A 25,634-nucleotide genomic window follows, 5' to 3' on the forward strand; every position below is an offset into this window, starting at 1 on the left:
TTCGGTGTGTCTGTCAGCCGATGTAGCGCTGCAAGCGGGCCGAGAGGCGGGGTTCGAGGGCGCCGTCGGCGTCTACTCGTTCCTCGACGTAGGCCAGGTCGCCACCTTCGACGATGCCGTAGAGGCGCTTGGCGCCGCCGACGACCGCGCCGGACTGGCTGCGGATCACCACGTCGGTGGCCAGTTCCCAGGAGGACTGGGTGCGGGCGGTGCCGTAGAACAGCTCGACGATGCCGTTGCTGTGGGTGAGCAGGAGTTCGAGCATCTCGTCGTCACCGTCGGTGCCGACGCGCCAGAAGCCGCTCTCGCGCAGATCGGGGCGCTCGTAGTTGCCCTCCGCGTCGAGCTTCCAGGTCTGCGATTCCCAGACCAGGTAGTCGCCGCCGTCGTGGGAGACGATGATCTGCTGGCCGAAGCGGTAGTCACCGTCGGCGGAATGATTGCCCTCGCCCTCGCCGCGCCACACGCCGACCAGTGGCAGCAGGGCGAGCATGGCGTGGTTCAGGTCGGGACCTTCGCGCAGGTTCGCGGTGTCGGTGGGCAGGGGAAGACCTGCCAGGACCGCGATGTTCCTGACACCGGTCTCCTTGGCCCGTTCGGCGGCGACGTTGACTGCCTCGTCACCGCTGCGACGCTCGGCCGGAGCGTCTTGCTCTGTGCTCGCTCGCTCGGCCGGATCGGAACCTTCGCTCGCGAGACCGCTCATGACTCGGTGAAGAGCCGGTAGAAGACGTACAGGCCGAACCAGCCGATGAGGATCGACACGGCGACAAGGAGAATCTCGAAGAAGAGGACCACGAATCGGAGTCTAGCGAGTCCGGTGAGTGGACACGAAAACGGCCCTGGTAGTTCCCGCACAGGAACTACCAGGGCCGTTGTGAGGTTCTTACTTCGCGACCGCGACGTCCACCGAGTGGATGCCGGCGCCCTCGGGGGTGACCGAGGCCGAGCCGTTGCCCGACGAGGACAGCGCGCGCAGGGTCCACGAACCCGGCGCGGCGAAGAAGCGGAAGTCACCGGTGCCGGAGGCCACGACCTCGGCGGTGAAGTCACCGTTGCCGTCGAGCAGACGCACGAACGCGCCGCCCACCGGCTGACCGTCGGCGCTCAGGACGCGGCCGGTGATGACCGTCTCCTTCTCCACGTCGACACCGGCCGGGATGGCCTGACCCTGGGTAGGTGCTGCACACATATTGATTACGCTCCCAACTCGATAGGTACAGCGACGAGCGAACCGTATTCGGTCCAGCTGCCGTCGTAGTTCTTGACGTTCTGGTGGCCGAGCAGCTCCTGCAGCACGAACCAGGTGTGCGAGGAACGCTCGCCGATGCGGCAGTAGGCGATGGTCTCCTTCTCGCCGTCCAGGCCCGCATCCTTGTAGAGCTCGGCGAGCTCGGCGTCGGTACGGAAGGTGCCGTCCTCGTTGGCCGCCTTGCTCCACGGCACGTTGATCGCGGTCGGGATGTGGCCGGCCCGCTGGCTCTGCTCCTGCGGCAGGTGCGCGGGAGCCAGGATCTTGCCGGAGAACTCGTCGGGCGAACGCACGTCGACCAGGTTCTTGGCGCCGATGGCCGCGATGACCTCGTCGCGGAACGCGCGGATCGAGTTGTCGGGGGCGGCGGCCTTGTACTGGGTGGCCGGGCGCGCGACCGCGTCACGCGAGAGCGGACGACCGTCGAGCTCCCACTTCTTGCGGCCGCCGTCGAGCAGCTTGACGTCGTTGTGGCCGTACAGCTTGAAGTACCAGTAGGCGTACGCGGCGAACCAGTTGTTGTTGCCGCCGTACAGCACGACGGTGTCGTCGTTGGCGATGCCGCGCTCGGACAGCAGGTCGGAGAACTGCTCCTGGTTCACGAAGTCGCGACGAACGTGATCCTGCAGGTCGGTCTTCCAGTCCAGCCGGACGGCGCCCTCGATGTGGCCACCTTCGTAGGCGGAGGTGTCCTCGTCGACCTCGACGAAGACGACGCCGGGGGCGTTGAGGTTCTCTTCGGCCCAGTCAACGGAGACCAGGACATCGGAGCGAGCCATGTTGTTCCTTTCAGAGATGACTTGCAGGGGGTCAGAACGGTGCCGGGGCAGTGGTCCGGCGGAAGCGGGCCACCAGCGGATAGATCTGGCAGCCCAGGCAGACCCCGAACGCCGCGTTCAAGAACGCCGCGAACAGGGCGAAGCCGGCGAACACCGCGCCGACGATCGGGGAGCCGAGCGCGAAGCCCAGCAGGGCGAGACCGGCGAACGCGAAGCCGAGCAGCTGCGCGAAACGCAGCGGCGGCACGGGCTCGGTCTCGGTGGGCGGACCCAGCCGCGGCGCGATGAACGCCGCGTAGATCCGGCCGTAAGGGTGCTTGGCAGGGCCGCCGGCCGCGCCGATCGCGAAGACCACGGCCTGCAGGCCGATCAGGATCGCGGCGGCGACGGTGGAGAAAGCGGCGGCGACGAGCACCAGAACCAGCACGCCGGTCGTCACCCAGGCCACGAAACGTGGCCCGCGGACGTCGACGCGCGGTGGGGAATCGAGGGTAGTGGTCATTGTGCGAACTCCTGCGCTGAAATGAGTCTGTTGACTTCGGATCTGCCAGTTCGCCGGGGGATCGAGACGATCACTCGCGCGGCGGACATAGGTCGGCATCAGGAATCTCGGGAGAGAAGCCGACCGTTCAGCGGCACAGGCAGCAACAACCACCGAGCCGACACAGATCAACTGTGCGGCGTCGGGTGAGCATCAGCTCGTGGTCGGATTGCACGAGAAGCAGTTTACCCGGTCGTCCCGGGAAATGTCCCGGCCCCCCTGAACAGGGGGCTAGATCACACTGTCAGCGGCTGCAGCGCGGTGCGCAGATCGCCCGCCTTCGGCACGCCGGAGATGCGGAAACGCTCCTTGCCCTCGGCGTCGAAGACGAAGGTCGTCGGCAGTGAGAGCACGTTGAGTTCGCGGGCCAGCGCGGGGTCGGCGTCGATGTCGATCTCGATGTCGCGCGGGGCGTTCGGGGAATCGGACAGGTCGGCGGTGACGCCGGCGACGACACGGCGGACCGCGTCGCAGGGGCCGCACCAGTCGGCCGAGAAGTGCAGCACCGCGGGGGTGACGCCGGTGACGCCCGCCGCGTCGAGCAGGCGGGCGCGCTGCGCGGTCTCGGGGTCGAGTGTGGCCGGGCGGACGCGGCCCTGGTTGCGCTGCAGCAGCAGGCCGACCGCGACGGCGGCCAGCACGACGGCGGCGAGAATGACGAGTTCGATCATGGTTGTTGCAATCGGTCCAGGTCGATGGTCAGGGAACGGCCGACACCGTAGACGATGATCTGGCCGCCTTTGGCCTCCACCTCGGTGGGGGCGATGCCGAACGGCAGTTCCTTGGTATCGATCGTACGGCTGAAGCGTTCGAGCACGGCCGGCCGATCGACGTCGAGGATCTCGGACTTGGTGGTCGAGGCCGGGGTATCGGCGGTCGAGGCGCGGTCGGTGTAGAAGCGGGTGGCCTGGATCCGGATCTTGTCGCCGTCGAGCAGCAGATCGGCTTCGACCTGCACCTCGACCTTGGTCGCGTTGCTCGTCGGGACGACGCCGGGCCCGAGAATGCGGCCGTTGGGCGCGACCGGGAGGGAGCCCTTGAGGACATGGGCGCCCGCAGTGGTCAGCCCGGAACCGCCGGAACCGCCGGTGCCGTCGGACTTGTCGGCGGGCGGACCGAGTACCTGCAGGTCGGGGATGCCGAACAGGCGACCCAGCTCGGTCGGCTCGATCGCCATCTTGGCTTCGACGCGGTCGACCTGCACGGTGCGCGCGGTACCGTCGACCAACTGGCTCGCCGAGGCGTGCAGGCCGTAGAGGTTGGCCTCCAGCGCGATCTCACCCGGGATGTCGGGGCGCATGCTGCGGGCCCGGATCAGCACGTCGTCGTAGCGGCCCGACACCGCCTGGGCGAGGAACGGGAAACCCTTGATGGTCACTTCGGGGTCGGCCGACAAGTCGGCTCCGGCTCGCAGTTGCCGCGATACGTGGTACTCCGTGTAGGCGGCGGCGCCGAAATCGATCACCACCGCCACCCCGGCCAGGCACAGCAGCCCGATGATCAGCTTGCGCATGCTGTGACTCTAGCGGCGTGCACCGCGGGTCACGGGCCCCTGGTCCCGGCAAAGACACGTCAGCGAGGCCCATGGTGCGAGGTCATTGGCGTTCAGGGGCTAATGTTGCAATCGACTGACCTGTGTTTCGGCGACGTAGCTACGCGGCTGCTGTCGTCCGCGGAGCCACGAGATAGGAGGAGAGCCCGGTGGAGCTGCTCCTACTGACCTCCGACCCCAACCCCGATGCGGTGTTGCCGTCGTTGTCGCTGCTGGCGCACAACGTGCGGCCCGCGCCGACCGAGGTGTCGTCCCTATTGGAGGCGGGCAGCGCCGATGTTGCGCTGGTCGACGCCAGAACTGACCTGGCCGCCGCGCGCGGCCTGTGCAGGCTGCTCGGCAGCACCGGCTCCTCGGTGCCGGTCGTCGCGGTCCTCACCGAGGGTGGTCTGGTGGCCGTCAACGCGGACTGGGGCCTGGACGACATCCTGCTGCCCGGCACCGGCCCCGCCGAGCTGGACGCGCGGCTGCGGCTGCTGGTCGGCCGCAACGGTGGCGTGGCCAGCCCCGAGAACACGGGCAAGATCACCCTGGGTGAGCTGGTGATCGACGAGGGCACCTACACCGCGCGGCTGCGCGGCCGCCCGCTCGACCTCACCTACAAGGAATTCGAGCTGCTCAAGTACCTCGCCCAGCACGCGGGCCGGGTGTTCACCCGGGCCCAGCTGCTGCAAGAGGTGTGGGGCTACGACTTCTTCGGCGGCACCCGCACCGTCGACGTGCACGTGCGGCGCCTGCGCGCCAAACTCGGCAGCGAGTACGAGTCGCTGATCGGCACCGTGCGCAATGTCGGCTACAAGGCGGTCCGCCCGGCCAGGACGCCCGCGGGCAAGGGGGACGTGGTGAGCTTCCACGACGAGGACGTCGACGGCGACGACTCGCTGACCCCGCTCAACGGCACCGCGCAGTAGCGCGCGCCGAGCAGCGCCAGGACGGTACGGCGCGGCGTGGTCATCTCCCCGCCGCGCACAGCGAGGAGGACGGCGATGTCGCAGACAGCAACCCTGACCTGGACCGATCGGGTCGAGCCGGTGACCGCGTCGCTGGTGCGCGACCTGCTCGCCAGGACAAAGGCCGCCGACGGCGTCGCGCCGGTCTCCGAGCAGGCGGTGCTCTCGCTCGCCGAGGCCGACCCGGCGACCAGGCATCTGCTCGCCGAACGCGCGGGCGAACTCGTCGGCTACGCGAATCTCGTTGCGGCACATGACGAACACCCCGCGATGGCGGAGGTCGCGGTCGACCCCGCCGCGCGCGGCGACGGCGTCGGCGCCGAGCTGGTGCGCGCCGCCCTGGCCGAAGGCGGACCCGGCGCGCGGGTGTGGGCGCACGGTGACCTGCCCGCGGCCAAGGCGGTCGCGGCCGACCTCGGGCTCGTCACGGCCAGGGAGCTGTGGCAGATGCGCCGATCGCTGGCAACCCCGGAGCTACCGGAGCTGGTGGTGCCGGATGATCTCGTCCTGCGCACCTACCGAGGCCCCGCCGACGACGCCGAACTGTTGCGGGTCAACAACGCCGCCTTCTCCTGGCACCCCGAGCAGGGCGGCTGGACCGAAAGCGACATCGCGGCCAGGCGCGCCGAATCCTGGTTCGATCCGGCCGGCTTGTTCCTGGCCTTCGACGCCGCCGATCCGGCGCGCTTGCTCGGCTTCCACTGGACCAAGGCGCATCCCGACGCCGCGCCGGCCGGTGAGGTCTACGTGGTCGGCATCGATCCGTCCGCGCAGGGCCGTGGCCTCGGCAGGCTGCTGACCCTGGCCGGACTGCGGTACCTGCGCGCCGAGGGGCTGGCCGAGGTGTTGCTCTACACCGAAGCCGACAACCACGCCGCCGTGCGCACCTACACGAAACTCGGGTTCGCCCCGGCGCATATCGACGTCGCCTACACGCTGTCCTGACGGATGCGAGACACCTCACACCGCGGGTGAATTCTTCTGCGCCGCTGAATATTGCGCAGATGACCGGGTACGTGTGAGTAAAACTGGGGCAAACGTCACAATCGTGGCCCTATTCGCGCCGGGGTGTTCATTCTCCGTTAACCCACGTCCGGCTCACTGTCAACCGGGCGACCCTAGGTTACTTCTGGGCGGCACAGTCGTCGCCTGGTGCGCGCGTTCCCCCGCGATCCGCACCTCCCAACTCGCCCGGGCCGGTGAGGGACCGAGCGAGTCAGCAATGTCGGAGGAAAAGTGAACTTCAAGCGCACCAGTGCCCTGGTCGGTGTTTTCGCCGTGGGTGCCATGACCCTGGCCGCCTGTGGCAGCGATGACAACACCGGTGGCGACACCGGCAACGCCGCCAACAGCAGCGTCGCCTGCGGCGGCAAGAAGGCGCTGAAGGCGTCCGGCGCTTCCTCGCAGAAGAACGCCATGGAGCGTTTCGTCGCCGCCTACGAGACCAACTGCGACGGCTTCACCCTGAACTACACCTCCAGCGGCTCCGGCGCCGGCGTGAACGAGTTCATCGGCGCCCAGACCGACTTCGGTGGCTCCGACTCGGCGCTGAGCTCGAAGAAGGAAGAGCCGGCCAAGGCTCAGGAGCGTTGCGGCGCCCCCGCGTGGAACCTGCCGACCGTCTTCGGCCCGATCGCCATCACCTACAACGTCGACGGCGTGACCGACCTGGTCCTCGACGGCCCGACCGCCGCCAAGGTGTTCAACGGCTCCGTCGCTACCTGGGATGCCCCCGAGATCAAGGCGCTCAACCCCAACGCCAAGCTGCCGTCGGAGAAGATCGCCGTGATCTTCCGCTCCGACGAGTCGGGCACCACCGACAACTTCCAGCTCTACCTCGACGCCGCCTCCGACGGCGCGTGGGGCAAGGGCGGCGGCAAGACCTTCAACGGCGGTGTCGGTGAAGGCGCCAAGGGCAACGAGGGCACCTCGGCCGCGATCAAGAGCACCAAGAACTCGATCACCTACAACGAGTGGTCCTTCGCCAAGGCGCAGAGCCTGTCGATCGCGCAGATCATCACCTCCGCGAGCAAGGACCCGGTCAAGCTGTCGGCCGAGTCGGCCGGTAAGTCGATCGACGGCGTGAAGGTCAAGGGCGAGGGCAACGACCTGGTCCTCGACACCAGCTCGTTCTACAAGCCGACCGCGGCCGGCTCGTACCCGATCATGATGGCGACCTACGAGATCGTGTGCTCCAAGTACGCCGACGCCGAGACCGGCAAGGCCGTCAAGGCGTTCCTGACCTCGGCCGTCACCAACGGCCAGACCGGTCTCGCGGACGCCGGCTACGTGCCGCTGCCCGACGCCTTCAAGACCAAGCTGACCACCGCGATCAACGCCATCTCCTGATCGCTCGAAGACCATGACCACGCACCCTGAGGTGACCGCAGCGGGCTCGTCGGATTCGACGAGCCCGAGGGCGGCCGGAGATACTGCGACTATGCCGACCGAACCGAAAATCGACAAGGCCCCTGACGGGGGTCGTACCGGCCGCCTGAACGCCGAGACGATCTTCCGTTGGACGGCCACCGCGGCCGGCGCGACCATCGTCGCTGCCATCGCGTTGATCGCGCTGTTCCTGCTGATCCGCGCGGTCCCCTCGCTCCGGGCTGACGAGGTCAACTTCTTCACCAGCACCGAATTCTCGACCGGTGACGCGAACAACCTGCGCTTCGGCATTCGTGACCTGTTCATGGTCACGGTGCTGAGCTCGGTGTTCGCGCTCATCGTCGCGGTGCCGATCGGTGTCGGGATCGCGCTGTTCCTGACCCACTACGCGCCGTCGAAGCTCGGCAGGCCGTTCACGATGCTGATCGACCTGCTCGCCGCGGTGCCGTCCATCGTGTTCGGCCTCTGGGGCTTCCTGGTGCTCGCGCCGCAGATCGCGCCGGTCCAGCAGTTCCTCAACGACAAGCTGGGCTGGTTCTTCCTCTTCTCCGACGGCAACGTCTCGATCGGCGGCGGTGGCACCATCTTCACCGCGGGCGTCGTGCTCGCCGTCATGATCCTGCCGATCATCACCTCCGTTGCCCGCGAGGTCTTCGCGCTGACCCCGCGCGCCCACATCGAGGCCGCGCAGGCGCTCGGCGCCACCAAGTGGGAAGTCGTGCGGATGACCGTGCTGCCCTACGGCCGCAGCGGTGTGATCGCGGGCTCGATGCTCGGCCTCGGCCGCGCGCTCGGTGAGACGATCGCCGTCCTGGTGGTGCTGCGCACCGCGAGCCAGGCTGGATCCTGGTCGCTCTTCGACGGCGGCTACACCTTCGCCTCCAAGATCGCTTCCGCCGCCTCGGAGTTCAGCGCACCGCTGCCGACCGGCGCCTACATCGCCGCCGGCTTCGTCCTGTTCGCGCTGACCTTCGTCGTCAACGCGCTGGCCCGCCTGGCCTCCGGTGGAAAGGTGAACGGCTGATGACCAGCACAACGACCCTCGACAAGCCGGTCAAAGCGCCTACCTTCCGCCACGTCAGCACCGGCAGGCGGATCAAGAACAACATCGCGACCGGCCTGGTCACCGCTTGCTTCGTCATCGCGTTGATCCCGCTGGTGTGGGTGCTCGGACTGGTCGTCACCAAGGGCATCACCGCGATCGTGTCCGCCGACTGGTGGTTCAACTCGCAGAAGGGCATCCTGCCGGATCAGACCGGCGGCGGTGTCTACCACGCGATCTACGGCACCATCGTGCAGTCCGCGGTCGCCTCGGTGATTGCCGTGCCGCTCGGCGTCATGGCCGCGGTCTACCTGGTCGAATACGGTCGCGGCAGGCTCGCCAGGGTCACCACCTTCATGGTCGACATCCTCGCCGGTGTGCCTTCGATCGTCGCCGCACTGTTCATCTTCGCGCTGTGGATCGCCACCTTCGGTATGCCGCAGAGCTCCTTCGCCGTCTCGCTGGCGCTGGTCCTGCTGATGCTGCCGGTCGTCGTGCGCAGTACCGAGGAAATGCTCAAGCTGGTGCCCGACGAGCTGCGTGAGGCGTCCTACGCGCTCGGCGTGCCGAAGTGGAAGACCATCCTGCGGATCGTCATTCCCACCGCGGCCCCCGGCATGATCTCGGGCATCCTGCTCGCCCTGGCCCGCGTCATGGGTGAGACCGCGCCGGTGCTCGTGCTGGTCGGCTACAGCAAGTCGATCAACCAGAACATCTTCGACGGCAACATGGCCTCGCTGCCGCTGTTGATCTACCAAGAGCTGGCCAACCCGGAGGCTGCCGGTCGCGAGCGGGTCTGGGGTGCGGCGCTCACGCTGATCCTGATCATCGCGGCGCTGTACCTGGCCGCTGCCGGCGTCAACAAGCTGCTCACCCGGAACCGATAGAAGCGAACGGATAACTCAGATGGCCAAGCGGATCGACGTCAAAGATCTCAATATCTACTACGGCGCCTTCCACGCTGTGTCGGACGTGGACCTGACCGTGCTGCCCCGCAGCGTCACCGCCTTCATCGGTCCCTCCGGTTGTGGCAAGTCCACCGTGCTGCGTTCGCTGAACCGGATGCACGAGGTGACCCCGAACGCCCGCGTCGAGGGCGCGGTGCTGCTCGACGGCGAGGACATCTACGGCGCCGCCATCGACCCGGTGGGCGTGCGCCGCACCATCGGCATGGTGTTCCAGCGCCCGAACCCGTTCCCCACCATGTCGATTCGCGACAACGTGGTGGCGGGCCTGAAGCTGCAGGGCGTGCGCAACAAGAAGGAACTCGACGAGGTCGCCGAGCGCTCGCTCAAGGGCGCCAACCTCTGGAACGAGGTCAAGGACCGGCTCGACAAGCCGGGCGGTGGCCTCTCCGGTGGTCAGCAGCAGCGTCTGTGCATCGCCCGCGCGATCGCGGTCTCGCCCGACGTGCTGCTGATGGACGAGCCCTGTTCGGCGCTGGACCCGATCTCCACCCTGGCGATCGAGGACCTGATCACCGAGCTCAAGAAAGAGTTCACCATCGTCATCGTCACCCACAACATGCAGCAGGCCGCGCGCGTGAGTGACCAGACCGGTTTCTTCAACCTCGAGGCCCAGGGCAAGCCCGGCAAGCTGATCGAGATCGACGACACCGAGAAGATCTTCTCCAACCCCACCCAGCGCGCCACGGAGGACTACATCTCCGGCCGATTCGGGTAGAGAGTGACTGTGAAAGGCCCGTGCAGTCGCTGCACGGGCCTTTCACATTGCAAGCCGACAGATCTCGTCAGCACATGGGTAACTCGTCGGGTACCGGCGAACCCAGCCTGACAGCTACCGGCGGGCGCGTGCCGCAGTACCCCGCGCCTAGGTCTGGCTAGGGGCGCGGGGAGGCGGGGGAGCCCTAGCTTTCGGTGTCGTCGTCGCCGGGGAGGACGCCCGTCACGAGGAAGATGACGCGGCGGCCGATTTCCACGGCGTGGTCGGCGAAGCGCTCGTAGTAGCGGCCCAGCAGGGTGACGTCGACGGCCGAGGCGACGCCGTACTTCCACTCGCGGTCCATCAGCAGGGTGAACAGGTGGCGGTGGAGGTCGTCCATCGCCTCGTCGTCCTGGTTGAGCTGGGCGGCGCGCTCGGGATCACGGGTCTCGAGCACCTCCTTGGCGCCGGCGCCCATGTTCACCGCGATCCGGCCCATCTCGGCGAAGTAGCCGTTCACCGACTCGGGCAGCGCGTGGTTGGGGTGGCGGCGGCGGGTCACCTTGGCCACGTGCAGCGCCAGCGCGCCCATCCGGTTGACGTCACCGACGATCTGGATGGCGCTCACCACCTGGCGCAGGTCGCCGGCGACGGGGGCCTGCAGCGCGAGCAGGGCGAAGGCCTTCTCCTCGGCCTCGGAGATCATCACCGAGATCCGATCCTGCTCACCGATGACCTGCTCGGCCAGGGTGAGGTCGGCTTGCAGCAGCGACTGGGTGGCCTGTTCCATCGCCTGGCCAGCGAGACCGGCCATCTCGCCCAGGAGGTTGGCGAGATCGGCCATTTGCTCGTTGTAGATGACACGCATGATTGCAGACCCTAGTGGGTACCCCCGGCGCTGTCACCCAACGGCGGGTTAATGCCGCGTGGCAGTGTCGTGGCAGCTCAGCGGGGTTTGTTACTTGCAGGTGTCGTCGGCGGCGTTCATGTGCTCGAGGTCCGAGGGCAGCGCCACCGGGCCCGCGCTGTGCGGCGTGCCGATCGGCACGTTCGGCAGTTCGCTCCCGATCGGGGTCGCCGTGCGCACGGTACCCGCGAAATCGGTGCCGAGTACCACCTCGATGATGCTGCCCAGCTCGTTGGCCTGCTCCAGGCTCGCGCCGGGGATCGTGCTGGCCACCGTCGCCGCCTCGGCCTCGAGACCTGGGGCGAAGCGGATCTTCGACGTGGTCGCGGTGCCGCCCGCGTAGTTGCCGGTGCTGTAGATCTGGAAGCCCTGGTTGTCCAGCTTGGTCGCCGCCCGATTGGCCGCGCCCGGCTGACCCGAGCCGTTGGAGACCAGCAGCGACATGGTGCTCGGTGCCACCGCGAGCAGCTTCGGCGCGGCGGGTGCTGGTGTCGGGGCCGAGCTCTCCACCTCGGGCGCCTTCACCTCGCCGGGCAGCGGCTGGTCGTCGATGACGGCGCGGAAGATGGCCTTGATGTCGGATTCGCGGGGGATCTCGTTGCCGTAGGAGGTGGTGCCCGCGGTCGGGATGGTCAGGAACGTCACCGCGCCCGCGTCCATCTTCTGCAGCGAACGGCCGAGCAGCAGCAGGTCCTGTGGCGTCACCTTGTCCACGAAGGTGTGGTTGGTAAACGCCTGGATGAACCCGTTGAGCTTGCCCGGATCGAAGAGCACCTTGCTCGACAGCGCCCCGCGCAGCAGCGACGCCATGAACCGCTGCTGGCGGTTGATCCGGTCGTAGTCACTGCGTTCCTCGCCGACGACATGCCTGGCCCGCACATAGTTGAGCGCGGTCTCACCGTTGACGCGTTGCTTGCCCGAGGTTTCCAGGACCGTGCCGAGCACGCCGTCGATGATCGGCTTGGTGGAGCAGACCTCGACGCCGTCGACCTGGTCGACCATCGCCTGGAATCCGGCGAAGTCGATGCCGATGAAGTGGCCGATACTCAGACCCGACATCTTGCGGACGACGTCGACCAGGCAGCGCGGGCCGCCGAGGGCGTAGACGGCGTTGAGCTTGTCGCCCATGGCCGAGGGGAACTTCTGGTCGGTGTAGGCGGCCTTCTCGTTGTCCCAGCCCGCGCACTGCGGCCGGGTGACATCGAGGTCGCGGGGAAAGGAGACGACGACGACGCGCGAACGGTTCTTCGGGATGTGTACCAGCATGACCGTGTCGGCGCGCGCGCCTTCGGCGTCGTCGGTGGTGCCCGCGCCCAGATCGGCGTTGACGCCCGCCCTGGTGTCGGTGCCGACGATCAGGTAGTTCTCGTCACCGAGCTGCATATCGCCGTCGAGCACGTCCTCGGTGGTGCCGTCGAGCGCCGAGACCTGGGTGAAGGCGTTGCCGGTGGCACGCAGGTAGCTCCAGCCGCCACCGGTGACGACCAATGTCAGCACCGCGAAGAAGATGAGTGCGCCCCGGCCCGCCATCCGTGCCTGCTTGCCGCCGCGGCGGCCGTCGGTCGATGGGCGGCGCGGTGGCGCGCCCGCCGCGGACTTGACCGGTCTGGCGCGCTGCGCCGGCTCGGTGGTGACGGCGGGCAGGATGTCGGTGGCCGGATCGCCGATCGGATCATGTGCGCGGCGCGGCGCGGCAGGCTTGCGCCCGCCACGGCCTGGCTCGGGGGTCTGGGCAGGCAGCGCGGTGGTCGCGGTGCGGTCGGCGGGGGACTCGGCGCGATGCGGTGTGCCCACGATGTCGTCGACGACGGGCGAGCTGTCGGTGCGGGCGGCGATGTCGGGACGCTGGGTGGGACGCGGCGCCTGCTCGCGAGCCCGGCGACCCGCACGCGAACCCGCATCGGTGTCGGGGGCGGGGCGCCTGCTGCGCCTGGTGCGTTCGCTGTCGACGCGGTCGACCAGGTCCTGCACCGTCAGCGGCGCCGCACCGGGGTCCTGCGTCGTATCCGCGTGCCGGGAACGTCGCGTGCCGGTCTCCGGCTGCCCGGTGGGTTCGGCCGTCGAATAGCGCTCCCAGGGGGCGCGACCTCCGGGCCGGGGCGTACGCCCGCGCCGATCGTCACCCACCAACGAACCTCACTTCTTGAATCTGCCGCACCATGCGCGTCACCACCCGGCCCCGATTCGTACCGCAGCCGAACGATGTCCGCAATGATAACGATTCCGCCACGAGTAGCCACTCCTGTACGCAAACGAATCGAAGGCGAACTCGTTGCGCACCTATGACAAAGGGGGGCTGACCTCGTCGGAATCAGCCGCCGCTGTGCATCACATCGGCTGCCGAGGGGACGGTGTCGTCCTCGGGATCGTCGAGCCAGCCGTCGGGGAGGGCGACTTTGGCCTGCGGTGAGCCCTGGCGGCCGCGGGGGCCGAGGGCGTCGGTGGGGAAGGGGGCGGACGGGTCGAGCTGACCGATCAGATCTTCGAGCTGAGTGAGCCGGGAGACGGTGGCGAAGCTGCGGCGCAGTTGCGAGCCGACCGGGAAGCCCATCAGGTACCAGGCCATGTGCTTGCGGATGTCGCGCATCGCCTTGTCTTCGCCGTCGTGCTCGGTGAGCAGGGTGGCGTGCCGGAGCAGGATCTCGCCCACGCGCCCGAGCACAGGGCCCTCGGGGATGGGTTCGCCGCGCAGCGCGGCACTGAGTTCGGCGAACAGCCAGGGGCGGCCGAGGCAGCCGCGGCCGACGACGACGCCGTCGCAGCCGGTCTCGTGCATCATCCGCAGCGCGTCGTCGGCGGAGAAGATGTCGCCGTTGCCGAGCACGGGGATGGTGGTGACGGCCTCCTTGAGCCGGGCGATGGCCGACCAGTCGGCCGCGCCGGAGTACAGCTGGGCCGCGGTGCGGGCGTGCAGCGCCACGGCGGCCGCGCCCTCGGCTTCGGCGATGCGACCGGTGTCCAGGTAGGTCAGGTGGTCGTCGTCGATGCCGATGCGGAACTTGAAGGTCACCGGGACACCCGCTGGTTCGGCGGCCTGTACCATCTCCCGGACGATATTGGCGAAGAGCCTGCGCTTGTACGGCAGCGCCGAGCCGCCGCCGAGCCGGGTCACCTTGCGGACCGGGCAGCCGAGATTCAGGTCGATGTGATCGGCCCAGCCCTCGCCGACGATGATCCGCACCGCCTCGCCGAGGGTCTTCGGGTCGACACCGTAGAGCTGCATCGAGCGCGGGTTCTCGTCGGCGTCGAACGACATCATGTGCAGCGTCTTCTCGTTGCGCTCGACCACCGCGCGGGCGGTGATCATCTCGCACACGTAGATCGAGGTCGAGCTGCCGAACTCGCGGCACAATGTGCGGAACGCGCGGTTGGTGATGCCCGCCATGGGGGCGAGCACGACCGGCGGATCGACCGGGTAGGGCCCGATCCGCAGCGCCGTGGTTGCCTGGGGCATCGTCGTAGTCACGCCAGCCATTGTCTCATCACCCGAGGTCGCGACCGAAAAACACCCTCGTGCGACCTATCACAGCCGTGCCGGTGAGCGCTCGGCGCCGACCGATTCGCGTCGAGTGTGATCGATATCGCTCAGTATCTGTTTCGCGTGGTAACAGCATTGTGACCGGCCCGGCGGGCCGGCAGGTGTGAGCAACGCGACAGCATTCGGCCGCGGCTGACCGCTGACCCCGCTACGGCTCAGTAACCTGTCACTGCTGGCATCGTCGCCTCCGGCGGTGCGCTGTCCCCACGTAATCGGAGAAACCACCCATGGCCGAACCCGCTGACGACGCCACCGACCTGACCAAGTCCGCCCCCACCGCCGCGCCGGCCCAGCCGGGCAAGGGCACGGTCGCGGTGCAGGTCTCGTCGCTGATCGGCGGCGCCGTGATCGCCGTCCTCGCGATCATCGCCCTCGTGCTCGGCGTCCTGCTCGGCTCGGCGCGTTCCGATCTCTCCGACCTGAAGGCCCAGGACGCCGACAACGCGAAGGCCGGGCAGATCGCCCTCGACTACGCTGTCGGCTCGGCGACGCTGAACTACCAGGACGTCAACGCCTGGGTGGCCGAGCTGAAGGCGGGCACCTCGCCGGAGCTGTCGGCCAAGTTCGACGCCACCGGCGCCAAGCTGGAGCAGATCATCATCCCGCTGAAGTGGACCTCCTCCGCGACGCCGATCACCGCCAAGGTGATGTCGCACGAGGGCGAGGTCTACCAGGTCGCCGCCTTCGTCGACGTGAGCACCACCAACGCCCAGAACCCCGACGGCCTGCGCAATACGGTCACCTACGACATCACCGTCGATGCGGGTCGGGACTGGAAGATCACCGACGTCGGCAGCACCGACGGCGCGCTGCCCACCAAGTAGCCCCACCGACAACAGTGCCCGCCTTCCGGACTCGGAAGGCGGGCACGTGTCGTTGTGGCCGACTAGACGCGGGCCAGCTCGAGCTTCTTGGCTTCGCGGGCGAGCATCTTGTCGCGCTGCTCCTCGAACTTGAGCACGTCCTGGCCCAGCCTGTCGAGGAATCCGGCCAGCCGCTCACGGGTGGCCTCGCCGCGGGCGGTGAAGTCGGTGCGCTCGAAGATGTTCCACTTCTTGAGCACCGGCTGGACGACCTCTTCGAGGTGCTGACGCAGGTCGTAGATGCCGTGCTTGGCCATCAGGACGCCGTTGCGCCGGAAGTTCGGCATGCCCGCGCCGGGCATCTGGAAGTTCTCGACGATGAGCGAGATGGCCTCGATCGCCTGGTCGGGGCTCAGGTCGAGGGCCGCGCCGCAGAGGTTGCGGTAGAAGATCATGTGCAGGTTCTCGTCGGCGGCGACGCGCTGCAGCATCCGGTCGGCGATCGGGTCGTCGCACACCTTGCCGGTGTTGCGGTGGCTCACGCGAGTGGCCAGTTCCTGGAAGGTCACGTAGGCGACCGAGTGCAGGAAGCCGGCGTCGACCTCGGTGGGCGAGGCGAACCCGTTGGTCATGTGGATCATGCGCGCGTTCTCGAGGGCGACCGGATCGACGCCGCGGGTGACCACCAGGTAGTCACGCATCACGATGCCGTGGCGGTTCTCCTCGGCGGTCCAGCGGCCGACCCAGGTGCCCCAGGCGCCGTCCTGGGAGAAGTTCTCGGCGATCTCGCGGTGGTAGGAGGGCAGGTTGTCCTCGGTGAGCAGGTTGGTGATCATGGCCGCCTTGGCGACCTCGTTGAGCTTGGACTGCTCCGGATCCCAGTCGATGCCGCCCATGGCGGCGAAGTTGCGGCCCTCATCCCACGGGACGTAGTCGTGCGGATGCCATTCCTTGGCCAGCGACAGGTGCCGGTTGACGTTTTCTTCGGCAACCGGCTCCAACTCCGTGAGCAGTTCGAGTTGAGTCAGATCCCTTGCCATGTAAAAACCCTTCGCTGTCGTGCTTACGGTCGAACGTCGCGATGCGGCCATACCTTACGGCACCGTAGGTGTGATGCGAAACGCAACTGAGCGGATTTCCGCCGAAGTTGAGCAACGCCACAACCTCGGCCGACGCCGTCTCGTCGTGCTGACGAGTCTAGGTGCTCGGCCCGCAGCGTAGGGTCTATCGCTGCGGGCCGCGCGACGTTAGCTTCCGGTGGGAAAACTCTCAGCGCTTGCCGCCGAGCGCGCTGATGACCGTGTTCTTCTCGTCACCGAAGACGTTGCGGCGCGTCGCCACGTGACGATCCATCGTGTGGCCGGAGATGTGCCCGGCCGAACCCGAGTAGCCGGGTACTCGTGATCCGGGCGCGCCGCCGGGGGACCCTCGAGGGGAACGGTCGTCCCGTGCTGGGAGAAGACGATGGGTGAGTCGATGACGATCACGACGGATCCACCGCCCGGTCCCGCGCCGACGTTCGCCTACGACGCGTTCCTGTCGTACGCACACGCCGACCGCGCGGTCGCGGCGGGCACCCAGAAGGGCCTGCACCGCATCGGCCGCCGGATGGGGCACCTGCACGCGCTGCGGGTGTTCCGTGACGCGACCGACCTGACCGCGAGCCCCGATCTGTGGGGCAAGGTCACCGAGGCGATGGACCAGGCCCGGTACTGCATCGTGGTGCTGTCGCCGCACTCGGTCGCCTCGGAGTGGGTCGACCGCGAGATCGACTACTGGCTGCGTTCGCGAGGACCGGAACAGTTGTTGTTCGCCGTCGCGGGCGGACAGCTGAAATGGGATCGGCACACGCACTGCTTCGATCCGCAGCGATCGACCGTGGCGCTGCCGGTCCTGACCCAACCGGGCGTGCTGCCCACCGAACCCCTCTACGTCGACGTCACCGAGGACGCGCCGTGGGACCCGCGTGCCTCGTTGTTCCGGGAGAAGCTCACCGACCTGGCCGCTCCTATCCACGGCAAACCGAAATACGAGTTGGCGGGAGATGACCTGCGGGAGCAACGCCGGTTCCGCCGGGTGCGCCGTGCCGCCATTGCGGGTCTGGTGCTGCTGACCGTGCTCGCGTTGGCGGCGGCGTTTATCGCCGTCGACCGGCAGCGGGAGGCGGTGAGGCAGCGCAATCAGGCGATCGCGTTGCGGTTGGTGTCCGAGGCCGAAGGGATGCTGGGCGGTGCCCGGCCCCGCGACGACGTCCGGGCGATCCAGCAGACGCTCGCCGCAGCGCAGATCGCTCCCGACTTCGACGAGGGTGCGCTGCTGCGCACTCTGAATGACGAAGCGGCGGTGGACAAGATCGTCCAGACCGGCAAACCGTTCGATCCGTTTCGCTTGTCCGATGACTATGCGGCAACGGTCGAGTACATGCGGTCGACCAAGCCCGACCTGGGCATCGCGTTCAGCCCCGCAGGAGACCGAATCCTGACCAGCGGCATAGAGATGCGGCTCTGGGATGCAGCGACCGGAGCCAGGATCGACCGGGACTTCGCGTCGCAATCACCCCAATCGCGAGCCGTGTACGCGGTGTTCAGTCCGGACGGCCGTCGGATCGCCGCCGGCACCGTGGACGGCGCGGTCCGGATCTGGGACGCCGAGACCGGCCGGGCCGAGACCACGCCGCTCACGGGCTTCCAAAGAGCCGCCAGCAGTGTCGCTTTCTCGCCGGACGGCCGGTTGGTGGTAGCAGCAGGCCCGGACGGCACGATCCGGTGGGGGGACGTCGCCGGCGGTCGCGCGGAGGTTTTCACCGGCCACGACGGCCCGGTGCATTCCGTGGCGTTCAGCCCCGACGGGCGGCACATCGTCTCGGGCGGCGAGGACACCACCGTGCGAATCTGGAACGTCGAATCCCCCTCGGATCCACCCGAGATTCTGCGGCAACACCACTATCCCGTGAGGACCGTCGCGTGGAGCCCCGACGGTCGGCGCATCGCGTCCGGCAGTTCCGGTGCGGCCAAGGCGGCAGAGGTGACACCCGAGCTCGGCACGCCGCTGCTGCTCTGGGATGCCGACACTCGCCGACCGGTGGGAAATCCACTCGTCGGGCACGAGGGTGTCGTCAATTCGGTCGCTTTCAGTCCGGACAGCACCAGGTTGGTCTCCGCGGCGTCCGACAACACGATCCGACTGTGGAACGCCGCCACCGGCTCCGCGGAAGGAACCCCGCTGACGGGGCACGCGGGGTCGGTGATGGGCATCGTGTTCAGCCCCGACGGTCACCGCCTCGCCTCCACCGCCTGGGACGGGACGTTGCGCGTCTGGAATGTCGGCCGGTCCGGTTCGCTCGGTGCGCCCTGGCCGTCGGACCCCGGATCGCCAAAGGCCGGCTACGGTCCGGTGCTGACCTTCGAGGCCGATGGCAGGCGACTCGTGAAGCAGGACAAAGAGAATGCCTCCGTCTGGCTCATGGATTCGCGGACCGGCCGCAGCACCGCCTTGGTCGACTACCCCGACGGCTCCGGCGCCCGTGCGGCGATGAGCGAGGACGGCAGCCGTGTTGCCGTCGCCGGACCGGACAAGACCGTCACCTTCTACGACACCGAGACAGGTAAGCAGGTCGGCCGTCCGCTGACCGGCTTCGGTGAGCCGGTGGGCGCGCTGGAGTTCGGTGCTCGCGGCACCCGCCTGGCCACAGTCACCGCCGGAACCGTCGTGCAGCTGTGGAACATCGAAACCGGGGCACCCGTCGGCGGTCCGTTCGAAGGATTGCCCGAGGTCGACGGGATCAAGCTCAGCTCGGACGGCCGTTACCTCGCCGCTGTCGGCGACAAGACCGTGCGACTGTGGGACACCGAAACCGGCACACCGATCGGCGACCCGATGATCGGGCAGACCGCCGGCTTCAGCGGCCTCGAATTCGACACCGCGGGAACACGCCTGCTCACACACAGCGATTCGGTACGACTGTGGGACGTGCGTACTGGTGCCCTGGTCAAGGAAATTCGTGCTACGGGAATCTGGTCGGTGGCGATGGCTCCGGACGGTTCCATGTTTGTGACTGGTGAGGAGACCACCCTGCGCCGGTGGGACATGCGCACCGGCGAGCAGATAGGCCCCCCGATGGAAGGGCACACCGCGATGGTGCGCAGCGTGGCGATCAGCGCCGACAGCCGCTACATCGTCTCGGGCTCCACCGACCAGACCCTGCGCTTCTGGGGCTTGGCCGACGGCCGCGCCGTCGGAGAGCCGTTGCACGGGTCACCGGGCTGGATCGAGGGCGTCTGGATCAGCGCGGACAGCACGATCGTCAGGACCAGATCTCAGGACTTCACCAATAAATCCGCCGTGTGGACTTGGCCTGGGCCCGGCGCATGGACAGAGCTGCTGTGCGACAAGCTGAACCTTCGAAATGAGTCGCCAGCAGTGGTCGGACTGGGTTTCCCCCGACCTGGAGTACCGCCCCAGCTGCCCCGGCCTCCCACCTCATCCCGACGACCGCTGACGCGGCTCGAGCGTGGCGGGAATCACAAGAATTCGCCCTCGTGGAACCGCAGGTCAGGGGCATAGGCGGCGGGAATCATTAGGACGTGCGATGGCTTCGGAGAGCGTCGTCGGCAGTGTTGTGGGCACGTCAAGCCCTGCTCGTGGTTCGCCTGGGCTATAACCACTGGTCAGGCGCGGTGAAGCGTGGTGCCCCCTGTAGGACTCGAACCTACGACCTAGTGATTAAAAGTCACCAGCTCTACCAACTGAGCTAAAGGGGCGCGGAGGGGAGTCTAGCGGACACCCTGCCATCGGGCCGAATACCGGTCCCAGGCCGCCGTCGCGGGGGCCCGATCGGCGCTGGTGGCCGCCGGTAACGAAGGGCGGGGTGCCGACGATTCCCGGTAAACAACTGGTGCCCACCAGTGTTCGCACTTCAGGTTTCGGCATGGTATCGAATACTGTTGTCACACAACAGGTTTCGATGAGCAGGGGATTCGTGGTCGATCAGGTGGTCCGGTGTGGACGCAGGTCTCGCGACCGTGGGGCGAACAGCAGGGGGTTCGCCCGAGGGTCGTCGGCCCGGTCAACCGGGCTGTGCGCCTACGGAATTCATAGCCGACGAAACCATTCGGGTTGCGCCTCGTTTGCTGAGTTGGGTAACCGAACCGGATGTTCGGATGGGTGTTCCATTTGCCGCGTGTCGGCTCGCGAATGCGGGTACGGTGATCGCCTGGTGAATTTCGAAACAATCACCGGTGCTGCGTTATCCGGCGCACCGGTGCCGGTTGTTGTGTCGAGGAATTCATCGAGGGTTCGAACTGCCGGGGTAATCGTGAAGGGTGCGCGAATCTTCGGCAAAGGGGCAATCGTTACCGCAGGAGGAGGCGGTTCTCACAGGTAGTTGAGCCCGAGTGTGCACCCCCTGCGGCGCACCCGGGCGGGCGAACTATACCAGCCGGCGGGGTACCGGCTTTTCTGCGAGATTTCATACCGAAAGTTTGTAATAAAACCACTATTCGCGTCAACGGTCGGTTATTGACCGATGGCGGTGAGAAGGTTCGGAGGCGTTTCGAGCATGGCACGGCAACAAGAGCGGGCGCGCCGGACACGCGCGGCGATAATCAAGTCCGCGGCCGTCGAGTTCGGGAAGAGCGGATATGCCGCGGCATCGCTCAACCGCATTCTGGAAGGCTCGCGCGCGACCAAGGGTGCGATGTACTTCCACTTCGACTCCAAGGAAGATCTGGCGCGCGCGGTATTGGAGACGGCGGTCGAGCGCTACCGCACCTGTGCGGATCGCTGGCTGGCCCGCGCCGACCTCGGTCCGCTCGACGTGCTGCACGGGATGGTCGACGAGATCGCGCTGCGGCTCGAGCACGACACCATCGTGCAGGCCGAGTACCGGCTCGTGATCGAGCCCGACTTCCATCGTGACGCGGGCAACGGCGGTGGACGGATCGTCGGCCGCGCCACCCGGGTCCTCGCGGTGCGCGCGATCGACGACGGCCAGCTGCGCGCCGACGCCGACCCCGACCGCTTCACCCGCACCCTCTCCGCGGCCCTGGCCGGCCAGCGCTACCTGGTCGATCCGATCGCCGGCGGTTCGGCCGCCGATCTGCGTGCCCGGTTCGCCGAGGTGCTGGAGGTTATTGTCGAGGCGATGGCAACCCCGGTGTGGATCCAGAACTTCCGCAGCGACGGGTGGCGTGCACAAGCACGCCTCGATGACCTCGGTTTGGGCGCCTGACCAGGCGATTTGGAAGTCTGCGCACACCTGTCATAAGCTATGCGAGCTCCCAACGGAAACGTTGAAAGCCGGTCCGGAGAGATCTGGGACGAGCCCCCTTCGTCTAGCGGCCTAGGACGCCGCCCTTTCAAGGCGGTAGCGCGGGTTCGAATCCCGTAGGGGGTACAGTCTTCGGACTGTGTAGCAGTACAGCAAGGCCCTGTGGCGCAGTTGGTTAGCGCGCCGCCCTGTCACGGCGGAGGTCGCGGGTTCGAGTCCCGTCAGGGTCGCAAGTAAGCGCCGGAGTGATCCGGCGCTTCGCGTATGGCATTCAGTACGGGTGCCTGCGGCCAGGTAGCTCAGTTGGTACGAGCGTCCGCCTGAAAAGCGGAAGGTCGCCGGTTCGATCCCGGCCCTGGCCACCACAAAATCCCCTCACCAGTTCCTGGTAGAGGGGATTTTTGCGTCAGCGGGTGGTGGGCATGCGCAGGGCGTTCACCCAGAGGCGGGTGACGGTGTAGACGAGGTCTTCCATCGGGCGGGCTGCGCCGTCGAGGTGGCCGTCGCCGATGACGAAGTAGTTGAAGGCGAGGCGGCTGACCATGCCCGACAGCGCGCGTGAGGTGAGCATCGGGTCCAGGTCGGGGTCGGCGAGGCCGCGTTGTTGCAGGTTCGCGATGCTGCGGGCGTTGCGGTGGATGAAGGCGTCGGCGCGGTCCTGGCGTAGCTTGCTGAACTCGGGGTCGATATTGGCGACCTGCTCGAGCAGGCCCATCAGCTTGGCGTTGCGCTTGTAGGCCTCGAAGTAGGCCCGATTGCTCGCTTCGACGATCGAGGCGGGATCGTCGTCACCGGCCACATGCTGCATGCCGGGATGCAGCATGTCTTCCTGGGCGTGCTCGAGGATCGCGGCGAAGATCTCTTCCTTGCCGGCGAAATAGGTGTAGAAGGTGCCCGAGGAGCAGTTGGCTTCCTGGGTGATGTCGACCAGCCGGGTGTCGAGGTAACCGAGCCGCTCGAACACCTTGCGGCCCGCGTCGATCAAGGCGGTGCGCGTCCGCAGACCACGCGGGGTGGCCGGCAGCTCGCGCAACAGCGAAGTGCGCGCCATCGAGGGCAGCGCGCCTTCGCCGTCGGTGTCCGCGGGTCGATCCATGCTGTATTTATAGCGCGCGGCCGGGGCCGCGGCGTCCGGCGAGTCGCTGCTCAGGGGCGGAAGACGACACGGCCGACCGTGCTGCCGTCGCCGAGCCTGCCGAGGCCGTCGGGGACATCGGCCAGCGAAAGGCGTTCGCTGATGAGCGGTTTCAGCTGACCCGCCGCGGCCAGCCGGGTCAGTTCGGTGTGGCAGTCGTCGATCGCCTGCTGGTTGTACTGCTTGTACAAGCCCCAGTGCAGGCCGATGATCGAGTAGTTCTTGATCAGCGCGTGGTTGAGCGCGGGCTGCGGGATGGTGCCGCCCGCGAAGCCGATGACCAGGATACGGCCCTCGAACGCGATGCACTTGGTGGATTTGGCGTAGGCGTCGCCGCCGACCGGGTCGTAGATCACGTCGGCGCCGCGCCCGCCGGTGAATTCCTTGACGATCGGCACGAAGTCCTCGGTGCGCCGGTCGATGACGAGGTCCGCGCCGAGCTTGCGGCAGTAGTCGGCCTTGTCCGGCCCGCCGACCACGCCGATCACCGTCGCGCCCGCGGCCTTGCCCAGCTGCACGGCCGTGCTGCCGACGCCACCGGCCGCCGCGTGCACCAGCAGAGTCTCGCCGGCCCGCAGCTGGGTCCGCCGGTGCAGGGCGAACCAGCTCGTCTGATAGCCGATGCACAGGGCGGCCGCCTCGGCGTCGTCGAGCGATTCGGGTGCGGGGAAGACATTCTCCGCGTCCAGCACTGCCAGCTCGGCGAACGCGCCGCCGGGCAGGGTGGTGGTGCCGACGATCCGATCGCCGACCGCGAACCGGGTGACACCGTCACCGACCGCGACCACCGCACCACACAGTTCGACACCGGGGGTGAACGGCAGCGGCGGCTTCACCTGATACTGCCCACGGCACAGCAGCACGTCCGGGAAGTTGGCCGGTGCCGCGAGCACGCGCACCAGCACCTGTCCCGGTCCGGCAACGGGGTCGTCGATGTCGTCGAGCCGCAGCACGTCCCGTGGTTCGCCGAGCTCACTTACCTGCCAAGCCTTCATGATGGTTTCCCTCAGTCGCTAGATTCCCGCGTCGTCGGCGACGTCGCAGGCCAGACGCACCACGGCGTCGATTCGTTCGATGGTCGGTGTGCCCGCGGCGGCTTTGTTCATCGGGTTGTCCTGTGCCCGGCGCAACACGCCTTCGGCGATGATCGCGAGCTTCCACAGGCCGAGGACCTGCCAGTACCGCAGCGCGGCCGGGTCGCGGCCGGTCAGCTCGAGGTACATCCGCGACATCTCGGCGCGGTTCGGGAACCCGTCGAGCGCGGAGGCGGGGAAGTCGCCGCCGATGAGCTCGCCCGGCTCGGCCCAGTAGGCGAGCATGCTGCCCATGTCGGCCAGCGGGTCACCGAGGGTGGACAGTTCCCAGTCCAGCGCGGCGGTCACCGCGCCGGTCTCGCGCGAGGTGATGACATTGCGCAGGTGGAAATCGCCGTGCACCAGGCATACCTCGTGCTGCTCGGGCACGGCGGCGGCGAGTCTGCGGGTGAGCTCGTCGATCTCGGGCAGTTCCCTGGTCTTCGAGTGCTCCCACTGCCCGCTCCAGCGCTTGAGCTGCCGGGGCGCGTACGGCTTGTGACTGGCCAGATCGGCCAGCCCGACGGCGGCCGGATCGACCGCGTGGATGCGCGCCAGCGTCCGCGGCAGCGATTCCGCGATCGCCCTGCGCCGCTGCGGGGTGAGCGACCGCGCGATCGGCATGGTGTCGACCACCTGCCCGTCCACGTACTCCATCAGCACCAGCGGCGCCGCGACGAGCTCCGGGTCGGTGAGCACGCCGAAGATCCGCGGCACCGGCACGTCGGTGTGCTCGAGCGCGGCGATGATCCGCGCCTCCCGCACCACATCGTGTGCCGAGGCCAGCAGCTCACCGAGCGGCGGCCTGCGCAGGACCCACCGGCGCTCGGCCGCGTCGGAGACCAGATAGGTGAGATTCGATTGGCCGAGCCCGATCCGGTCGAAGCGCAGCGGTGCCGCGCATTCGATGCCGAGCGTGGCGAACCAGTCGGTCACCACGGCCGGGTCGATCCCGACAATCTCAGACACCAGCGGACGCTCCGCTCCGGAACAGCGGCGCGTCACCGAGCCGCTGCCCGCCGTCGATCACCATGACCTCACCGGTGATCCAGCTCGCCGCATCCGAGACGAGGAACGCGACGGCCGCACCGATGTCCTCCGGCTCGCCGATCCGGTCCAGCGCGGTGGCACCGGCGACCGACTCCTCGTGGTTCTTCCACAGGGCCTCGGCCAGTTTGGTGCGCACCACGCCGGGCGCGACCGCGTTGACGCGCACCTTCGGCGACAACTCCAGCGCCATCTGCTTGGTCAGCTGGATCAGCGCCGCCTTGGACGCGTTGTAGAGGCCGATGTTCGCCTCCAGCACCAGCCCACCGATGGACGCCGTGTTGACGACGGCCCCGCCGTGCTCGCCCATCCAGGCTTCGGTGACCAGCGAGGTCCACAGCACCGGCGCCCACACGTTCACGTCGAAGGTCTTGGCGAACCGGGCGTGGTCCTGGCCGATCACCGGGCCGAAGGCGGGGTTGGTGCCCGCGTTGTTGACCAGGATGTCGACGCTGCCGAACCGTTCGACGGTCAGCTCGACGCAGCGTCGCGCCGCGTCCTCGTCCACCGCGTGCGCCGCGACGCCGAGGACATTGCCGCGTACCTGCGCGGCGGCCGCGTCGGCGGATTCCTGGGTGCGCGAGGTCAGGACGACATTGCCGCCCGCCGCCGCGATGGCCTGGGCGATCGCCAGCCCGATGCCGCGCGAGGCGCCGGTGACGATGGCGGTGCGCCCGGTCAGATCGAGTCCGGTCAT

At 67.9% G+C, this 25,634-nt stretch carries 23 protein-coding genes and 4 tRNA genes; 12 read left to right on the forward strand and 15 right to left on the reverse strand.

Annotated features, from left to right (window positions below):
- Nucleotides 1-13: 13 nt before the first annotated feature.
- From ACFVAV_RS27925 to ACFVAV_RS27950, 6 genes are all read right to left on the reverse strand, one after another.
- On the reverse strand, nt 14-706 hold the full coding sequence (locus tag ACFVAV_RS27925; RefSeq protein ID WP_379038482.1) for an FABP family protein: 693 nt from the start codon (nt 704-706) through the stop codon (nt 14-16).
- Between the two features lie 180 nt (nt 707-886).
- The gene (locus ACFVAV_RS27930; RefSeq protein ID WP_189030076.1) at nt 887-1,192 is read right to left on the reverse strand and encodes a DUF1416 domain-containing protein; all 306 of its coding nucleotides are present in this window, start codon (nt 1,190-1,192) and stop codon (nt 887-889) included.
- Nucleotides 1,193-1,197: 5 nt separating this feature from the next.
- Nucleotides 1,198-2,031, reverse strand: coding sequence for a sulfurtransferase (locus tag ACFVAV_RS27935; protein ID WP_379038483.1), 834 nt, complete (start codon nt 2,029-2,031; stop codon nt 1,198-1,200).
- Between the two features lie 31 nt (nt 2,032-2,062).
- A complete protein-coding gene (locus ACFVAV_RS27940; protein WP_379038484.1) occupies nt 2,063-2,533 on the reverse strand; it encodes a DUF4395 domain-containing protein in 471 nt (156 codons plus the stop codon).
- 275 nt (nt 2,534-2,808) lie between these two features.
- Complete coding sequence (locus ACFVAV_RS27945) at nt 2,809-3,243, reverse strand: thioredoxin family protein (RefSeq protein ID WP_379038485.1); 435 nt, start codon at nt 3,241-3,243, stop codon at nt 2,809-2,811.
- A complete protein-coding gene (locus ACFVAV_RS27950) occupies nt 3,240-4,085 on the reverse strand; it encodes an LmeA family phospholipid-binding protein (RefSeq protein WP_379038486.1) in 846 nt (281 codons plus the stop codon). Before ACFVAV_RS27950 ends, ACFVAV_RS27945 begins: the two co-directional genes overlap by 4 nt.
- A 188-nt stretch (nt 4,086-4,273) precedes the next feature.
- Here ACFVAV_RS27950 and ACFVAV_RS27955 point away from each other — a divergent pair, with 188 nt between their 5' ends.
- The 6 genes from ACFVAV_RS27955 (at nt 4,274) to pstB (ending at nt 10,187) form a co-directional block, all read left to right on the forward strand.
- The gene (locus tag ACFVAV_RS27955) at nt 4,274-5,035 is read left to right on the forward strand and encodes a winged-helix domain-containing protein (protein WP_379038487.1); all 762 of its coding nucleotides are present in this window, start codon (nt 4,274-4,276) and stop codon (nt 5,033-5,035) included.
- 75 nt (nt 5,036-5,110) lie between these two features.
- Nucleotides 5,111-6,019, forward strand: a complete 909-nt coding sequence (gene mshD, locus ACFVAV_RS27960; protein ID WP_379038488.1) for a mycothiol synthase — start codon at nt 5,111-5,113, stop codon at nt 6,017-6,019.
- A 291-nt stretch (nt 6,020-6,310) separates the two neighbouring features.
- On the forward strand, nt 6,311-7,423 hold the full coding sequence (gene pstS / locus ACFVAV_RS27965) for a phosphate ABC transporter substrate-binding protein PstS (protein ID WP_379038489.1): 1,113 nt from the start codon (nt 6,311-6,313) through the stop codon (nt 7,421-7,423).
- Nucleotides 7,424-7,514: 91 nt separating this feature from the next.
- Nucleotides 7,515-8,486: a phosphate ABC transporter permease subunit PstC gene (pstC, locus tag ACFVAV_RS27970; protein WP_379038490.1), complete on the forward strand. Its 972-nt coding sequence runs from the start codon at nt 7,515-7,517 to the stop codon at nt 8,484-8,486.
- Entirely contained in the window at nt 8,486-9,391 is a 906-nt protein-coding gene (gene pstA / locus ACFVAV_RS27975) for a phosphate ABC transporter permease PstA (RefSeq protein WP_379038491.1), read from the forward strand. The genes pstC and pstA overlap by 1 nt, the downstream gene beginning before the upstream one ends.
- A 19-nt stretch (nt 9,392-9,410) precedes the next feature.
- On the forward strand, nt 9,411-10,187 hold the full coding sequence (gene pstB / locus ACFVAV_RS27980) for a phosphate ABC transporter ATP-binding protein PstB (RefSeq protein ID WP_379038492.1): 777 nt from the start codon (nt 9,411-9,413) through the stop codon (nt 10,185-10,187).
- A 184-nt stretch (nt 10,188-10,371) separates the two neighbouring features.
- Here pstB and phoU read toward each other — a convergent pair whose 3' ends face one another.
- The 3 genes from phoU to dusB form a co-directional block, all read right to left on the reverse strand.
- The gene (phoU, locus tag ACFVAV_RS27985) at nt 10,372-11,034 is read right to left on the reverse strand and encodes a phosphate signaling complex protein PhoU (RefSeq protein ID WP_379038493.1); all 663 of its coding nucleotides are present in this window, start codon (nt 11,032-11,034) and stop codon (nt 10,372-10,374) included.
- Nucleotides 11,035-11,124: 90 nt separating this feature from the next.
- Entirely contained in the window at nt 11,125-13,200 is a 2,076-nt protein-coding gene (locus ACFVAV_RS27990; protein ID WP_379038495.1) for an LCP family protein, read from the reverse strand.
- Nucleotides 13,201-13,384: 184 nt separating this feature from the next.
- Entirely contained in the window at nt 13,385-14,548 is a 1,164-nt protein-coding gene (gene dusB / locus ACFVAV_RS27995; protein ID WP_379038496.1) for a tRNA dihydrouridine synthase DusB, read from the reverse strand.
- 290 nt (nt 14,549-14,838) lie between these two features.
- On the opposite strand from dusB, the gene ACFVAV_RS28000 reads away from it, so the two are divergent.
- Nucleotides 14,839-15,435, forward strand: coding sequence for a hypothetical protein (locus ACFVAV_RS28000; RefSeq protein WP_379038498.1), 597 nt, complete (start codon nt 14,839-14,841; stop codon nt 15,433-15,435).
- A 62-nt stretch (nt 15,436-15,497) separates the two neighbouring features.
- On the opposite strand, the gene ACFVAV_RS28005 is transcribed toward ACFVAV_RS28000, so the two are convergent.
- Nucleotides 15,498-16,454, reverse strand: a complete 957-nt coding sequence (locus ACFVAV_RS28005; protein ID WP_379038499.1) for an acyl-ACP desaturase — start codon at nt 16,452-16,454, stop codon at nt 15,498-15,500.
- Nucleotides 16,455-16,890: 436 nt separating this feature from the next.
- Here ACFVAV_RS28005 and ACFVAV_RS28010 point away from each other — a divergent pair, with 436 nt between their 5' ends.
- Nucleotides 16,891-19,977, forward strand: a complete 3,087-nt coding sequence (locus ACFVAV_RS28010) for a TIR domain-containing protein (RefSeq protein ID WP_379038500.1) — start codon at nt 16,891-16,893, stop codon at nt 19,975-19,977.
- A gap of 121 nt (nt 19,978-20,098) precedes the next feature.
- Here ACFVAV_RS28010 and ACFVAV_RS28015 read toward each other — a convergent pair.
- Nucleotides 20,099-20,174: transfer RNA gene (locus ACFVAV_RS28015), tRNA-Lys, on the reverse strand.
- Nucleotides 20,175-20,971: 797 nt separating this feature from the next.
- Between ACFVAV_RS28015 and ACFVAV_RS28020 the strand changes: the two genes are divergently transcribed.
- The 4 genes from ACFVAV_RS28020 (at nt 20,972) to ACFVAV_RS28035 (ending at nt 22,047) form a co-directional block, all read left to right on the forward strand.
- Complete coding sequence (locus ACFVAV_RS28020) at nt 20,972-21,643, forward strand: TetR family transcriptional regulator (RefSeq protein WP_379038501.1); 672 nt, start codon at nt 20,972-20,974, stop codon at nt 21,641-21,643.
- A 92-nt stretch (nt 21,644-21,735) separates the two neighbouring features.
- Nucleotides 21,736-21,808: transfer RNA gene (locus ACFVAV_RS28025), tRNA-Glu, on the forward strand.
- Between the two features lie 30 nt (nt 21,809-21,838).
- Nucleotides 21,839-21,912 (forward strand) — tRNA-Asp (locus tag ACFVAV_RS28030).
- 58 nt (nt 21,913-21,970) lie between these two features.
- Nucleotides 21,971-22,047 (forward strand) — tRNA-Phe (locus ACFVAV_RS28035).
- 41 nt (nt 22,048-22,088) lie between these two features.
- Here the strand turns inward: ACFVAV_RS28035 and ACFVAV_RS28040 are convergent.
- Genes ACFVAV_RS28040 through ACFVAV_RS28055 form a run of 4 tightly spaced genes read right to left on the reverse strand, consistent with a single transcriptional unit; the run spans nt 22,089 to nt 25,634 of the window.
- The gene (locus tag ACFVAV_RS28040; protein ID WP_379038502.1) at nt 22,089-22,778 is read right to left on the reverse strand and encodes a TetR/AcrR family transcriptional regulator; all 690 of its coding nucleotides are present in this window, start codon (nt 22,776-22,778) and stop codon (nt 22,089-22,091) included.
- A gap of 50 nt (nt 22,779-22,828) precedes the next feature.
- The gene (locus ACFVAV_RS28045) at nt 22,829-23,812 is read right to left on the reverse strand and encodes an NADPH:quinone oxidoreductase family protein (protein ID WP_379038503.1); all 984 of its coding nucleotides are present in this window, start codon (nt 23,810-23,812) and stop codon (nt 22,829-22,831) included.
- An 18-nt stretch (nt 23,813-23,830) separates the two neighbouring features.
- Nucleotides 23,831-24,859, reverse strand: coding sequence for a phosphotransferase family protein (locus ACFVAV_RS28050; RefSeq protein WP_379038504.1), 1,029 nt, complete (start codon nt 24,857-24,859; stop codon nt 23,831-23,833).
- On the reverse strand, nt 24,852-25,634 hold the full coding sequence (locus ACFVAV_RS28055; protein WP_379038505.1) for an SDR family oxidoreductase: 783 nt from the start codon (nt 25,632-25,634) through the stop codon (nt 24,852-24,854). The genes ACFVAV_RS28050 and ACFVAV_RS28055 overlap by 8 nt, the downstream gene beginning before the upstream one ends.

Origin of the sequence: Nocardia sp. NPDC057663 (assembly GCF_042799895.1) — a bacterium.
GTDB lineage: Bacteria > Actinomycetota > Actinomycetes > Mycobacteriales > Mycobacteriaceae > Nocardia.

Coding starts and splice junctions, on each gene's coding strand:
- ACFVAV_RS27925 (WP_379038482.1), bottom strand. CDS start 706: ATGAGCGGTCTCGCGAGCGAAGGTTCCGATCCGGCCGAGCGAGCGAGC.
- ACFVAV_RS27930 (WP_189030076.1), bottom strand. CDS start 1,192: ATGTGTGCAGCACCTACCCAGGGTCAGGCCATCCCGGCCGGTGTCGAC.
- ACFVAV_RS27935 (WP_379038483.1), bottom strand. CDS start 2,031: ATGGCTCGCTCCGATGTCCTGGTCTCCGTTGACTGGGCCGAAGAGAAC.
- ACFVAV_RS27940 (WP_379038484.1), bottom strand. CDS start 2,533: ATGACCACTACCCTCGATTCCCCACCGCGCGTCGACGTCCGCGGGCCA.
- ACFVAV_RS27945 (WP_379038485.1), bottom strand. CDS start 3,243: ATGATCGAACTCGTCATTCTCGCCGCCGTCGTGCTGGCCGCCGTCGCG.
- ACFVAV_RS27950 (WP_379038486.1), bottom strand. CDS start 4,085: ATGCGCAAGCTGATCATCGGGCTGCTGTGCCTGGCCGGGGTGGCGGTG.
- mshD (WP_379038488.1), top strand. CDS start 5,111: ATGTCGCAGACAGCAACCCTGACCTGGACCGATCGGGTCGAGCCGGTG.
- pstC (WP_379038490.1), top strand. CDS start 7,515: ATGCCGACCGAACCGAAAATCGACAAGGCCCCTGACGGGGGTCGTACC.
- pstA (WP_379038491.1), top strand. CDS start 8,486: ATGACCAGCACAACGACCCTCGACAAGCCGGTCAAAGCGCCTACCTTC.
- pstB (WP_379038492.1), top strand. CDS start 9,411: ATGGCCAAGCGGATCGACGTCAAAGATCTCAATATCTACTACGGCGCC.
- phoU (WP_379038493.1), bottom strand. CDS start 11,034: ATGCGTGTCATCTACAACGAGCAAATGGCCGATCTCGCCAACCTCCTG.
- dusB (WP_379038496.1), bottom strand. CDS start 14,548: ATGGCTGGCGTGACTACGACGATGCCCCAGGCAACCACGGCGCTGCGG.
- ACFVAV_RS28000 (WP_379038498.1), top strand. CDS start 14,839: ATGGCCGAACCCGCTGACGACGCCACCGACCTGACCAAGTCCGCCCCC.
- ACFVAV_RS28005 (WP_379038499.1), bottom strand. CDS start 16,454: ATGGCAAGGGATCTGACTCAACTCGAACTGCTCACGGAGTTGGAGCCG.
- ACFVAV_RS28010 (WP_379038500.1), top strand. CDS start 16,891: ATGACGATCACGACGGATCCACCGCCCGGTCCCGCGCCGACGTTCGCC.
- ACFVAV_RS28020 (WP_379038501.1), top strand. CDS start 20,972: ATGGCACGGCAACAAGAGCGGGCGCGCCGGACACGCGCGGCGATAATC.
- ACFVAV_RS28040 (WP_379038502.1), bottom strand. CDS start 22,778: ATGGATCGACCCGCGGACACCGACGGCGAAGGCGCGCTGCCCTCGATG.
- ACFVAV_RS28045 (WP_379038503.1), bottom strand. CDS start 23,812: ATGAAGGCTTGGCAGGTAAGTGAGCTCGGCGAACCACGGGACGTGCTG.
- ACFVAV_RS28055 (WP_379038505.1), bottom strand. CDS start 25,634: ATGACCGGACTCGATCTGACCGGGCGCACCGCCATCGTCACCGGCGCC.